Source organism: Sorangium sp. So ce321 (assembly GCF_051530195.1).
Lineage (GTDB): Bacteria > Myxococcota_A > Polyangia > Polyangiales > Polyangiaceae > Sorangium.
In genome coordinates, this window is record NZ_CP150329.1 from 12,579,050 (window position 1) to 12,592,024 (window position 12,975).

The 12,975-nt window shown below is 72.0% G+C and carries 8 protein-coding genes; 7 read left to right on the forward strand and 1 reads right to left on the reverse strand.

The window, feature by feature from the left end:
• Positions 1-20: 20 nt before the first annotated feature.
• The 7 genes from WME89_RS46655 (at position 21) to WME89_RS46685 (ending at position 11,712) form a co-directional block, all read left to right on the forward strand.
• Positions 21-707: a DUF4956 domain-containing protein gene (locus WME89_RS46655; protein ID WP_438006010.1), complete on the forward strand. Its 687-nt coding sequence runs from the start codon at positions 21-23 to the stop codon at positions 705-707.
• 108 nt (positions 708-815) lie between these two features.
• On the forward strand, positions 816-2,960 hold the full coding sequence (locus WME89_RS46660) for an HlyD family secretion protein (protein WP_438006011.1): 2,145 nt from the start codon (positions 816-818) through the stop codon (positions 2,958-2,960).
• A 135-nt stretch (positions 2,961-3,095) separates the two neighbouring features.
• Entirely contained in the window at positions 3,096-4,340 is a 1,245-nt protein-coding gene (locus WME89_RS46665; protein WP_438006012.1) for a CotH kinase family protein, read from the forward strand.
• Between the two features lie 301 nt (positions 4,341-4,641).
• Positions 4,642-7,140: an Ig-like domain-containing protein gene (locus WME89_RS46670; protein ID WP_438006013.1), complete on the forward strand. Its 2,499-nt coding sequence runs from the start codon at positions 4,642-4,644 to the stop codon at positions 7,138-7,140.
• 118 nt (positions 7,141-7,258) lie between these two features.
• On the forward strand, positions 7,259-7,939 hold the full coding sequence (locus tag WME89_RS46675; RefSeq protein ID WP_437305481.1) for a methyltransferase domain-containing protein: 681 nt from the start codon (positions 7,259-7,261) through the stop codon (positions 7,937-7,939).
• Positions 7,940-8,030: 91 nt separating this feature from the next.
• Positions 8,031-10,286, forward strand: coding sequence for a glycosyltransferase (locus tag WME89_RS46680; RefSeq protein ID WP_438006014.1), 2,256 nt, complete (start codon positions 8,031-8,033; stop codon positions 10,284-10,286).
• A gap of 13 nt (positions 10,287-10,299) precedes the next feature.
• Positions 10,300-11,712: a DUF362 domain-containing protein gene (locus tag WME89_RS46685; protein ID WP_438006015.1), complete on the forward strand. Its 1,413-nt coding sequence runs from the start codon at positions 10,300-10,302 to the stop codon at positions 11,710-11,712.
• 366 nt (positions 11,713-12,078) lie between these two features.
• Here WME89_RS46685 and WME89_RS46690 read toward each other — a convergent pair whose 3' ends face one another.
• Complete coding sequence (locus tag WME89_RS46690) at positions 12,079-12,861, reverse strand: hypothetical protein (protein ID WP_438006016.1); 783 nt, start codon at positions 12,859-12,861, stop codon at positions 12,079-12,081.
• Between the last annotated feature and the right edge of the window lie 114 nt (positions 12,862-12,975).

A 12,975-nucleotide genomic window follows, 5' to 3' on the forward strand; every position in this document is an offset into this window, starting at 1 on the left:
GCCGCGGGGAAGAGCGGGCCATGACGACCGACTGGCTCGGATGGATCACCCAGGGGAGCGCCGTGGACCTCCGCCGGGCCCTCGTGTCGCTCCTGCTCGCGTTCGGGCTCGGCCAGGCGGTCGCGGTCGTCTACATGACCACGTTCCGCGGGCTCTCCTACGCCCGATCGACCGTGCAGAGCATGGCGATGGGCAGCGTCATCACGTGCATGCTGCTGCTCTCCGTCGGCGGCAGCATCGGCGCCGGCATCGGCGTCGCCGTGGGCCTGAGCGCGGTCCGGTTCCGCACGACGCTGCGCGATCCGCGCGACATCATGTTCGTCTTCGCGGCGCTCGGCGTCGGCATCGCCTGCGGGCTCCAGGCGATCGGCGCGGCCCTCATCGGGACGGCGATCTTCGGGGGCGGGTCGCTGCTCCTGCACTTCACCAACTACGGCGCGCGGCGGCAGCCGGACGGCCTGCTCCGCTTCACCGTGCCCGCCAGGCCCGAGGCGGACGAGGCGCTCACGAGCGTCCTCCGCGCGCACTGCCGGACCTTCTCGCTCGTGACGCTCCGGGAGGCCGCGCAGGGGACCGTCATGGAGCACGCCTACCAGATCAGCGTCCGCGCGCCCGAGCTCCGGGCCCCGCTCGTCTCGCGGCTGCAGGCCATCCCGGGCGTGCAGGACGTCTCGCTCATGCTCCAGGAGCCGACGCTGGATCTCTAGCGGCCGAGATCCATCGCCGGGAGGCCGGCGGCTCGCGCGCTCGTGCGCTGGAGGGCCGCTCGGCCGGTCGACGCGACCGCCGTGATCACAACCGCGCAAGGATCATCGATGTACAGCTACCCGCGACTCCGCTCGGCGCTCCAGGACGCTGGCCCCGTGCTCACCCTCGTGCTCACGCTGGGCGCCGCCCTGTGGCTCCACCTGGACGGCAGCCCGCGCGGGCGCGTCTTCGGCTTCGCGGAGGCGCTGCCCGAGGTGGTCTCGCCGATCGAGACAGCGCGGGTGGCCTCCATCGAGGTGACCGTCGGCCAGGAGGTCTCGGCCGGGCAGGTCATCGCGACGCTGGACACCTCGGTGATCGACGCCGAGATCGGCATCGCGAAGGCGCAGAAGGCGCAGGTCGAGGCCGATCTGCAGATGGAGCTCGCCCTGCTCGAGCAGGAGCTCGACGTGGACCGCGCGTCGATCGAGCGAGACCTCGCGGCGCAGCGCGAGGAGCAGCGCCGGGCGGTCGCCGAGGCCAGGGTGCTCGACGGCGAGATCTCGAGGATCAAGCAGCTCGTCGAGGACCGGCTGGCGGTCGTCGGCGACCTGACGAAGCTCGACGTGCAGCACGCGACCGCCACGGCGATCGCGGGCGAGAAGCCGCGGACCATGAGCCTGCTCAACGCGCAGCTCAAGGCGGCGGAGCGGCGCCGGAGCGAGCTCCGGGACCGCGGGTCCGGGATGGCGGCGAAGCTCGACGCGGACGTGCGCGTCGCGTCCGAGAGCATCGCGCTGCTCGAGCAGCGGCGCGCGGGGTACGTGCTGCGCGCCGCGAACGCGGGGCGCGTCGCCTCGATCGACAGGCAGCCCGGCGAGGTCGTCCCGGCCGGCGAGCCCCTGGTGCAGCTGTTGAGCGCGCGCACCGGCGCGCGCGCTATCGCCTGCGTCCCCGAGCGCTCCGCGCTCGGCCTCCAGGAGGGGGACGCGGCCGAGCTCTGGATCCGGGACCAGCTCGTCGGCGCCTCGATCCCGGGCTCGATCGTCGCCGTGGGTCCGCTCGTCTCGGAGCTCCCGGCGCGCTGCTGGCCGACGCCGCAGATGCCCGCGTGGGGCCGCGTGGTCACCATCGCGCTGGACACGCCGATGGCGCTCGTCCCCGGCCAGGCGTTCGACATCACGTTCGGCGCCCGCCGCGGCGCAGCCGCGCCGCCGAAGCCCGCCCCCGCCGCGCCGCCGAAGCCCGCCCCCGCCGCGCCGCCGAAGCCCGCCCCCGCCGCGCCGCCCGGGCCCCCCGCGGCGTCGGCCCGGGTCCTCATGAAGGTGCCGCCGGCCCTGGCGGGCCGGTCGCGCCTGGAGCCGTCGGGCATCCTCGCGCGCCCGGGCGAGTCGCGGTACCTGATGGTCAGCGACGACACGGGCCACGAGCGCCGCGACGAGGGCGCGCCGTGGCTCTTCGCGATGTCCGCGGGCGGCGCGGTCGAGCCGGATCCGGTGACCGTGAGCGGCGTCGACGAGCTGAGCGACGTCGAGGGGATCGCCGCGGGCGACGCGGGCGAGATCTACCTCCTGTCATCCCAGAGCTACAGCAAGAAGGGGAAGCGCAAGCCGGAGCGGAGCGCGCTCCTCCGCCTCCGCCCGGAGGGCCGCGGCTTCCGCGTCGACGGCGAGATCCACCTGGCGGAGGTCCTCGACGCGGCCCCCGCGCGCGCCGCCGCGCTCGGCCTGCCCGGCGGGACGCGGGCGCTCGACATCGAGGGCCTCGCCTTCCGGCAAGGCGCGCTGTACCTAGGGCTGAAGGCGCCGCTCGACGCGGAGGGCAACGCGATGATCTGGCGGATCGCCTCCCCTGGCGCGCTCTTCGGCGGGGAGGGCGCCGTGGCGGTCGAGGCCGCGAGCGCGAAGAAGAAGCAGCGGACCGCGGCCGAGGCGGCGCGCTTCGAGGCGGCGCGCGTCTCGCTGTGGGCGCGCGCGCGCGTCGACGTGGAGCTCGCCGGGCGGCCGGCGCCGGGCGGCATCTCGGAGCTCCTGTTCATGCCGGACGGCTCGCTCGCGGTGACGTCCACGCCCTCGACGGAGGACGGCGACGCCGGCGCGCTGTGGCGGGTGGATCGGTCCGAGGCCGGGGTCCTCGCGCCGCGCCTCGTCCAGCGGTTCCCGGGGCTCAAGCCCGAGGGGCTCGCGCCCTCGCTCGCGGCGGGCGCGCTGATGGTCGTGTTCGACGCCGGCAGCGCCGCGCCCTCGTTCCAGGAGCTCCCGTGGGGCCCGTGAGCCCGCTTCGTACGCCGCCACTGCACCGAGGTGGGCGACCTCCGCCGCGCCGTCGGCGGCGACTCCCCGCCGAGGCGATCGACCCTGATGGAAAGGCGCGGGTCCACGGCGATGTTCGACGGTAGGCTGAGCACCATGAGCTTCCGTCGCGCTTCCTCCTCCCTCCTCCCCCTCCTCCTCGTCGCGGCGAGCCAGAGCGGCTGCGCGGTGGACGACGCGAGCGACGACGCCGCCGCGGTCTTCGACCGGACGGTGCTGCACACGGTCGCCATCACCGTCGACCAGGGCCACCTCGACCAGCTCGCCACGGACCTCGACGAGCGCGTCCCGTGCACCATCGTCTATGACGGCGAGGTCGTCACCGGCGCAGGCATCCGGCAGAAGGGCAACTCGCTCGTGGACCTCTCCGACAAGCCGAGCTTCAGCCTGAAGCTCGACGACTTCGACGAGGAGGCGGAGCTGCGCGGGCTCAAGAAGCTCCTGCTGAACAGCGCCAAGCAGGACCCGACGTTCCTGCGCGAGCATATCGGCGCGGAGCTGCACGACCGCGCCGGCGTGCCCGCGGCGCGCAGCGCGCACGCGGTGGTGACCTTCAACGGCGTCGACAAGGGGATCTACGTCGTCACCGAGGCTGTCGACAAGCGGTTCCTGAGGCGCCATTTCGGCGAGGTGAACGACGAGGGAGCGCTGTACGAGGGCCCTTGTTGCGGCGATTTCGTCGAGGACCTCGACGCCGTGGAGCTCGACGGCGGGGAGGACGAGGGCGCGGCCGAGCTCCGCGCGCTGGCCGGCGTCATCCGGGACACGCCGGACGAGCAGCTCGAGGCGCGGGTGAGCGAGCACCTCGACCTGGACCGGTTCATCACGGGCTTCGCGCTCGAGGCGCTCCTCGGTCACTGGGACGGCTACGCGTTCCGCGCGAACAACTACTACCTTTACAAGAACCCGGCCGACGGGCGCTTCGTGTTCATCGCCCACGGCATGGATCGGATCCTCGAGGACGCGTGGTTCGACCCCGAGACGACGCCCGTCGCCGTGCTGCCGGGCCGGATCCGCGCGATCCCGGCGCTCGACGAGCGCTTCCACGCCGAGCTCGCCCGGGTCGCGAGCGCGGCGTGGGACGAGCGGGCCGTGCTCACGGTCGTCGATGAGGTGGCGCAGGTGATCGGCGCGGCCAGCGCCGGCGAGGCGACCCAGAGCGACCTGAGCGGGTTCACCGCGCGCGTGAGCGCGCTGCGGAACGACCTGAAGCTGCGCCGCTCCCTGGTCGACCCCGCGGTCGCGTGCGGCGACGGCGAGCTCGAGGGGCTCGAGACGTGCGACGACGGCAACGCGGCCGGGGGCGACGGGTGCAGCGCGAGGTGCCGCGTCGAGCCTTGACGGCGCTGCGCCGGCGGCCTGTCGGGCGGCACAGGCGCCGCTCGCTCGCTGTGCACCTCGCTGCCGGAGCCCGCAAGCGTTTGCGGGATGCCGCAACCCCCCTGACGTGAGCTGGCGCCTCCCTCGCCGGCGACCCGCGGATCGGCGCCTGTCCTGGCCCGCCCTCTCCCGGCACGCCCGATGCTCCTGACGGAGCCCGGCGCGCCGTCGGCGATGGGGCCGATCCGGGTCTCCCGCCGTCGGCCGAGACTGCAGCGCTCGCCGTGATGCCGTCGAGCGTCATCGAGAGAGGAAACAGCACATGCGTAGCTTGTTCTATTCACACGCGGGCAAAGCGATGGTCGTCGCGCTCCTGGCCGCGCTTCCCGCGTGCGACATGGGCCCGGGAGACTCCGGGGCAAAAGAGGGTGGAGAGACGGGGACCCTCCGCGCGGCGCTCACGGTCGGAGGCGCGCGTCACGACGTCGTCGCGGTCCACTACAAGGTCGTCGGCGCAGGCAGCTCCTGCAGTGATCTGGCCATCGCCGAGACCACCAGCGCCCTGGAAGAGGAGGAGCTCCCCGGCGGCGCGCTCCCCCCGGGAGCGGGTGTCCACGCGGGCGCCGATGGCCTGTTCGTGCTGCCTCCGGGTGACTACCGCGTGTGCGCGACCCCGATGAGCGAATCTGGCCCTTCGATGGAGTGCGCCCCCGCCGAGGCGACGGCGTACGTCATCCCCGAGGCGACGTCCGAGATCGCGCTCGTGGCGCAGTGCGCCGGTGAAGCCAACGGCGGGCTGGACGTGATCGTCGCCTTGAACGACCCGCCGACCATCGAGGGTCTCGACATCACGCCGAGCAAGTTCATCACGCAGTGTGAGACCGCCGCGATCGCCGTGACCGCATCGGATCCCGACGGCGACGCGATCTCGTACGCATGGGAGGTCGTCGCCGGCGCGGGCACGCTGTCGGGCGACGGCAGCGCCGCGACCTTCGCCCCCGCGGGCGCGGGCGACTCCACGGTACAGGTGACGGTGACCGACGCGGCCGGCGGGAGCAGCCGGCTCTCGTTCCCCATCCACGTGTCAGCCGCGGACTGCGGGACGCCGGACTGCCAGGTCTTCGGGACCGACGCCTTCGGTTACGTGGGCTGCTCGCGGACCGAGGAGCTCCCGTCGTGCGATGACATCTCGCTCACCGGCAGCCGGGCCTGCAGCGACGACGACTGCGCGACCAGCGTCTCGCTCCCCTTCGCCTTCGACTTCTACGGGACGTCGCGCACTGAATTGACCATCTCCTCGAACGGCCAGCTCGGCTTCCCGGCCTCCGCGTCCTTCAGCAACAGCTGCAGCCTCGAGCCGGACACCGTCGCGCCGTTCTGGGACGATCTCTTGCCGCCGGCCGGCGGGTCCGTCCTCTATCAGACGCTGGGAAGCGCGCCCGAGCGCCGCTTCGTGGTCCAGTGGAACGTCCCGCACATCACCGGAGGCTCGCCCCTCGACGTCCGCGCGGTGCTGTTCGAGGGCTCGAACGATATCCGCTTCTGCTACGCCGACACCACCGTGGAGAACCCCGCCGTCGACAGCGGCATCAGCGCGACGGCCGGTATCGCGGGCTCCACGAGCAGCCTCGTGTACTCGTGCCAGGCCCCGCAGCTCACGGACGGCCTCGTCCTCGAGTTCTCGCACCCCGGGGGCGATACGCCGACGTGCAGCGACGGCCTCCAGAACCAGGGCGAGACAGGCGTCGACTGCGGCGGCCCCTGCGCCCCCTGCGGCCCCGCGCCCCAGACGGTCCCCGGCTTCAGCGGGGAGCTCGGCCCCGACTTCTCGTCGAGCGGCTGGACGCAGTGCGTGGGCTACCGCGACCAGGCGAACATCGATGACATCCAGGACGTGGGCTGGGCGGCCGCCTGCATCGGCGCGGGCTACACCCAGATCCGCGTCGCCTGCGGGGCGGACGCGAGCTCGGTGCGGTACATCGATGTCTCCCGGAACGTCCTGGCGACGGGGCTCGAAGGCTACCCGGAGCAGAACCTCATCTTCGCGTCGAGCTTCGACCTCGGCGGCGCCAACGACATCTACGCCACGGGCAACCAGCCGAACAGCGGCACCTCCTGGTGGGTCACCGGCGACGGCTGCGACGAGAGCTCGAACAGCCTCACGATCAACAACGGCTGCGCGTGGGAGGCCGCCAACTGCTTCGGCCAGGGCCTCGAGGGCGAACGCTTCCTCTATGTCTATGTCAACGGGACGAGCGGCCCGACCTGCGATGACGGCGCGCAGAACCAGGGCGAGACCGGCGTCGACTGCGGCGGCCCCTGCGCCCCCTGCGGCGGGGGCGGCGGCTCGGTCTTCACGTTCACCGACACGGAGGCGGACGACGTGAGCTCGACAGCGCTCTACGACTTCTTCTCGAGCCTCGGCCCCGTGAGCTCGAGCGAGCACATCCTGCTCGAGATCACCACGAACGACGGCAGCAGCGCCTGGTGCGCCGAGAACGCGGCCTTCTACGTCGACAGCTACCTCAGCCTCGCGGGCACCTCCGGCACCGCGGAGTCGGGCGGCTGGGCCAGGTACGCGCGGTCGTTCGATGGCGCCTGGTCTGGCCCGGATACGGGGTCGTACATGAACTACTACGGCGCCGACTGCGACGGGAGCTCGTACTCCTGGTGCAGCGAGTGGGGCGTTCAGGATCTCTCGCTCGGCGTGATGCCCGGCCAGGCCTCCGGCGAGAGCTTCTCCAGCAACTGGTCGAGCGGCGCGGGCTGGGTGGTCCGGGTCGCGGTCGGCGAGGACCGACTCTCGACCTGCGGCTTCTAGCCAAGCGCTGCCCGGGTGGCGCTGACCGCGGCGCTGCCCGCCGCGGCCGCGCTCCCCGATGAGCCCGGCCGCGCGCGGCCCGGGTGAGGCTCCGCGGCCACCGTGCTATGGGGCCGCCATGCCGAACGCCGCCGGCGACATCGACGTGGAGGCGCTGAACGACCGCCTCGCCCGCGAGCACCCGATCGACGACTACTACGACCGCGCCCCGCTGCCGATCCGGCTCATCGAGCGCGAGCGGCTCGCCATCATCCGCGACATGCTCGGCGACTGCGCCGGCCTCGAGCTCGCCGAGATCGGCTCGGGCGGCGGGCACGTGCTGCGGATGTTCCCGCGGGCGCGCATCACGGCCATCGACGTCTCCGACGTCTTCCTCGACACCGCCCGCAAGAACCTCGCGGGCTACGACGCCCGCTTCCTCAAGGGCGAGGTCGACCGGCTCGACCTCCCCGCCGCGAGCTTCGATCGCGTCATCTGCACCGAGGTCCTGGAGCACACGGTCGACCCCTCCGCCGTCCTCGCCGCCATCGCCCGCCTGCTGCGCCCGGCCGGCGTGGCGGCCATCACGGTGCCGAACGATCCGCTCATCGCGCGGCTGAAGGGCCTCGTCCGCCGCACGCCCGTCGGCTACCTCCTGCGCGATCGCGTCCAGTGGGGCGGCGACGTCTACCACCTGCACCAGTGGACGCCCGACGAGTTCGGCCGCCTGCTCGCGCGTCACTTCCGCGTGACCGAGCGCCGCGCCGCGCCCCACGGCGCGCTGCCGATCCGCGCCTGCTTCCGCTGCGTGCCCCTGTGACCTCCGCCGCGCGGCCGGGCCGTCCGGGCGCCCCGCGCGCGCCTCGCCCGGACGCGGGCTCCCCTCTCAGGCAAAGATAGGCGAACACACCATGTCCGACACCCGATCTGAGCTTGCTCCGGAGACACCGATCGAGCTCTCCGTCATCGTGCCCTGCCTGAACGAGGAGCTGAACATCCCCGAGCTCGTCGAGCGCGTCCTCGGCGTCTTCCGCGAGGGGAGCCTCGCGGGGGAGCTCCTCCTCGTCGACGACGGCTCGACCGACGGCACGAAGACCACGATAGAGGCGCTCGCGGCCGCGCACCCGGGGCTCGTCGTGGGGTGCTTCCACCCTCAGAACCGCGGCATCACCGCGGCGTGGCGCACCGGCGCGGCCGCCGCGCGCGGCAAGCTCGTCTCCATCATCGACGCCGACCTCCAGTACCAGCCCGAGGACCTCCTGCGCCTCCGGCGCGAGCTCTACGAGCACAGCGTCGATGTCGTCCAGGGCTGGCGGAGCGCCGTCGGGCGGCGCCGGGACCGCCGGTACCACCTGAGCCGCGGGCTCAACTACCTGCTCAACAAGACCTTCGGCATGTCGCTCCAGGACAGCAAGAGCGGCTTCGTGATGTGCGCGCGCGAGGTCTTCCAGGACCTGCTCACGTACAAGGGGAGCTACTTCTACTGGCAGTCGTTCATCCTCGTCGCCGCGCACGCCAAGGGCTACTCGTACAAGGAGGTCGAGACGCTCTTCGAGCAGCGGCGACAGGGCGTCTCCTTCCTCGATGGGAACGAGGCGGGCGCCGTCGCGAGGTCGTTCTACGACCTTGGCAAGGCGGTGTGGGAGTACCGCGTCGACCGGATCCCGGCGGACATCGCCACGCAGTACCTCCGCCGGCACCCGGTGGTCGACCGCTCGCCGGAGCGCGATCCGGTCACCGGGGCGCGGTGGCGCGCGTACCTCGCCGCGTTCAACCACACCCACTGGATGATCACGCGCGACGTCGAGCACTACTACGAGACGCTGCGCAAGACGCAGTGGCTCACGCCGGAGCAGACCCGCGAGCTCCAGGACGAGAAGCTGCGGCGGCTGCTGCGCCACTGCTACCGCAACGTGCCTTATTACCGCGCGCGCATGCAGGAGCTCAAGCTCCGGCCCGAGGACATCCACGGCCAGGGGGACCTCCACAAGCTGCCCTTCCTCACGAAGGCGGATATCCGGCGCCACCTCTACTTCGACATCATGTCGGAGAACCACGACAAGTCGCAGGTCCTCAAGATCACGACCAGCGGCTCCACCGGCGAGCCGTTCGTCTGCTACGCCGACAGGGCGCAGCTCGAGTTCCGCTGGGCGGCGACGCTGCGCGCGCAGGAGTGGACCGGCTACCGCTTCGGCGACCCCACGGTGCGGCTGTGGCACCAGACGATCGGGATGACGCGGTGGCAGGCGGCCCGTGAGCGCGCGGACGCGATCCTGTCGAACCGGACGTTCATCCCGATCTTCGAGCTGTCCGACGACACCCTGAGCGGCACGATCGAGCGGATCGCCGGCGTCCAGCCGGTGCTCATGGACGGCTACGCCGAGGCGCTCGATTTCCTCGCGCGTTACGTCAAGAACGTCAAGAGCACGGGCAAGGTCGCGGCCCGGCCGCGCGCGATCATGTCGAGCGCGCAGACGCTGCCGCTGCCGAGCCGCCGGCTCATCGAGGAGGCGTTCGGCTGCAAGGTCTTCGACAAGTACGGCAGCCGCGAGTTCTCGGGCATCGCGTACGAGTGCGACGCGCACGAGGGCCATCACGTCGTGGCCGAGGGGTACATCGTCGAGGTCCTGCGCGACGGGCGCCCCGCGAAGCCGGGAGAGATCGGCGAGGTCGTGATCACCGATCTCAACAACTTCTGCATGCCGTTCGTGCGCTACCGCATCGGCGACCTCGCCGAGGCGATGGATCCGGCCGTGCCGTGCCCGTGCGGCCGCGGGGCGCCGCGCGTGGGCCGCATCGAGGGGCGGGTGCAGTCGATCATCCGGGGGACGGACGGGCGGTATCTGCCCGGCACGTTCTTCGCGCATTATCTCAAGGAGTTCGATTACGCGATCAAGCGGTTCCAGGTGGTGCAGGAGGAGCGCGACGCCATCACGTTCCGCGTCGTCAAGGGCGGCCGCTTCTCGCAGCAGGTGCTGGACGAGGTGCTCGCGACGTTCCGCCATTACCTCGGCGAGCGGATGCGCATCGCCGTCGAGTTCGCGGACGACATCGCGCTCATCCGCACGGGCAAGCACCTCGCGAGCGTCTCGCGGCTCAACGTGGACTTCCAGCGCGCCGCGCCGGCGGTGATCCTTCCCCCGGGCCAGGACGGCGCGGCGGGCTAGCGAGGAGCTCGGGATGGCAGCGACGATGAACCGGGTCGTGACCGTATCGAGGCCGGGGGTGAGCTACGTCGATCGCGCGCCCTTCGACCCGCCGAGCCCGGTCTACGAGGCCGTCGAGGCGCTCTTCCGGCGGCTCGGCCTCGACGCGAGCCGCGCGGGCACGCCCGAGTGGAACCCGCTCGGCGACCTGATCGCGCCGGGCGACAGCGTCGTCATCAAGCCGAACCTCGTCTCGTCGAAGAACCTGCACCAGAAGATCACGGGCGAGCGGCTCGCCGCCTCGAGCACGCACGGCTCGCTGCTCCGGCCCGTGCTCGACTACGCGCTCCGCGCCGCCGGCCCGCGCGGGAGGGTGCGCGTCGTCGACTCGCCGGTCGAGGGCTGCGAGATCGAGAAGGTCGCCGGCCCGCTGGGCATCTTCGAGGTCATCGATCACCTCAAGGCCCGCGGTCACGACATCGATTTCATCGACCTGCGCTATTTCCGGGTCGCGCCGGTGTTCGCCCTCGACGACGTGCGCCGCTTCGGCCGCTCGTGGAACCTCGGCCTGCTCCTGCGCCGCCGCCTGCCCGGCGATCCGCGGGGCTACCGGGTCGTCGATCTCGGCCAGGACAGCTTCTTCGCGAGGGCGGGCGCCCCGCGCTCGGGCGCGCTGCGGTTCCACCGGAGCCATTACGCCACCCCGGTGCCGCACCACAGCGGGCAGCGGCACGAGTACAGCATTCCGCAGACGCTCCTCGACGCGGATGTCGTCATCAACCTCCCCAAGCTGAAGACGCACAAGAAGACCGGGGTCACGCTGTCGCTGAAGAGCGTTATCGGGCTCACCAACGAGAAGTACTGGCTCCCGCACTTCACCGAGGGCGATCCGTCGGTGGGCGGCGACGAGTTCGACCGGCCGCAGGGCGTCGGCGAGGCGGTGGAGAACAAGCTCAGCCGGTTCCCGCTCCCGGGCGATCACTCGCTCGTGGCGCGCGCGCCGCGGCTCGGGGCGCCGCCGAAGGTCATCGATGGGAGCTGGGAGGGGAACAACACGCTCTGGCGGACCATCCTGGATCTCAACCGCATCCTGTTCTTCGCGGACCGGGGCGGCGCGCTGCGCGGGGTGCCGCAGCGGCGGTATCTGACGATCGTCGATGGCATCGTCGCGGGCGAGGGCGAGGGTCCGCTCGGGGCGACGCCGGTGCGCGCGGGGCTCCTGATCGGCGGGTTCGACCCGAGCCTCGTCGACGGGATCGCGTCGCAGGGGATGGGCTTCGATCCGGCGCGGATACCGCTCGTGCGGGAGTCGCTGGGCGGGGTGCTGCTCCCTGGCGGTCACCTGGACGAGGTCGAGCACCTCGTCGACGGGCCCGCGCCGGGCTACCTGTTCAAGCCGCCGCGGAGCTGGCCGTCGCTCTTGCCTCGGCTGGCCGGCGCGGCGTGATGGGAGCCGGCGCGGCGTGCGGCAGGCCGGCGCTGGGGGATCGCCGCGGATCATTCTGGAACGAGCAGTCCAGAATGCGACGGTCAGAAGAGGCCTTGCAACCCCGCGACGCCCATTCTGGAACGAGCAGTCCAGAATGCGACGGTCAGAAGAGGCCTTGCGACCCCGCGACGCCCAGTGCGTGGCGCTCATGGCGAGCGCAGGCGGATCATTCTGGAACGAGCAGTCCAGAATGCGACGGTCAGAAGAGGCCTTGCGACACGTCCCCCGGATACCTCGTGAGGCGCCCTTTTGGGAGCGCCGAGGGGCCGGGCCGAAGGGTATGGCTCCCGGGGGCCCGACTGCCTGGCTCTTGCTAGAAGCGGTTCACTTGGCGACGAACGCGCAACAACCGAGGACGCAGGAGTAGCCGTCGGAGCACCCGTCGCCGACGCCGCAGGGGTCATCGCACGTCCAGGCAGACCCGCCTGCGCCGCCGTCGGGGTCGCCATCGCTGCCGCCGGTGCCGGCCGTACCGCTGCTGCTGCTGCCCGTGCCGCCGTCGTGCGAACAGCCACCCTCGCCGCTGCTGCCGCCACCCGTGCCGCCCGTGCTGCTGCCCGTACCGCCGTCGCTGCCGCCCGTGCCGCCGGAGCCGCTACCGGGACCGTCGTCGCAATGACCAGGGCCGATGCCCCCCTCGTTGAAGTCCGCGAGCGAGCCCGAGAGCGACACGGCGGAATCGGCCGCGCTGCCACGCTTCACGCCGTACGGGAGCCGGCCGTCGGCGTCCTTGTTGGCGGCCATCCACCCCTCGGCGTCCGCGAGCGCCCCGTCGACGGCAGCGTCGCTCGCGCCGCTCGCCGTGTTGAGCAGCGCGGCGATGAGCTGGTGTCCGAGGATCAGGCTAGCGTCGCCCTTCGGGGGCGTCCGGAAGAGCTCGAGCAGCTCCGCCTGCGAGTACTCCACGCCGCCGATGGTGAGCGACGACACCGGCCAGCTCTCCTCGTGGTTCTTCCAGTAGCCCTGCGTGAGCGTGCAGCCGTCGCCATCGGACGTGGGCGGACTCACGACCACGTTGCTGTTCCCTTCGCCGAGGCGATCGGCGCCGGCGAGCCCACAGCCGACGAGGGCAGATCCGACCAGCGACAGGCATCCCACAAGCATCATCCTGCTAAGCGCCATGACTCCTCCTGAAGTTCTCATCGATGATGGTCGCTCCTCGCGAGGAGCAAGCGAACGACATCGCACGTGCTGAGCGGCCGGCGTCGCGCCGATCGGATG

What these genes read in the sequence shown, in the direction of transcription:
- WME89_RS46655 (WP_438006010.1), top strand. Translation starts at nt 21, where the DNA reads ATGACGACCGACTGGCTCGGATGGATCACCCAGGGGAGCGCCGTGGAC.
- WME89_RS46660 (WP_438006011.1), top strand. Translation starts at nt 816, where the DNA reads ATGTACAGCTACCCGCGACTCCGCTCGGCGCTCCAGGACGCTGGCCCC.
- WME89_RS46665 (WP_438006012.1), top strand. Translation starts at nt 3,096, where the DNA reads ATGAGCTTCCGTCGCGCTTCCTCCTCCCTCCTCCCCCTCCTCCTCGTC.
- WME89_RS46670 (WP_438006013.1), top strand. Translation starts at nt 4,642, where the DNA reads ATGCGTAGCTTGTTCTATTCACACGCGGGCAAAGCGATGGTCGTCGCG.
- WME89_RS46675 (WP_437305481.1), top strand. Translation starts at nt 7,259, where the DNA reads ATGCCGAACGCCGCCGGCGACATCGACGTGGAGGCGCTGAACGACCGC.
- WME89_RS46680 (WP_438006014.1), top strand. Translation starts at nt 8,031, where the DNA reads ATGTCCGACACCCGATCTGAGCTTGCTCCGGAGACACCGATCGAGCTC.
- WME89_RS46685 (WP_438006015.1), top strand. Translation starts at nt 10,300, where the DNA reads ATGGCAGCGACGATGAACCGGGTCGTGACCGTATCGAGGCCGGGGGTG.
- WME89_RS46690 (WP_438006016.1), bottom strand. Translation starts at nt 12,861, where the DNA reads ATGATGCTTGTGGGATGCCTGTCGCTGGTCGGATCTGCCCTCGTCGGC.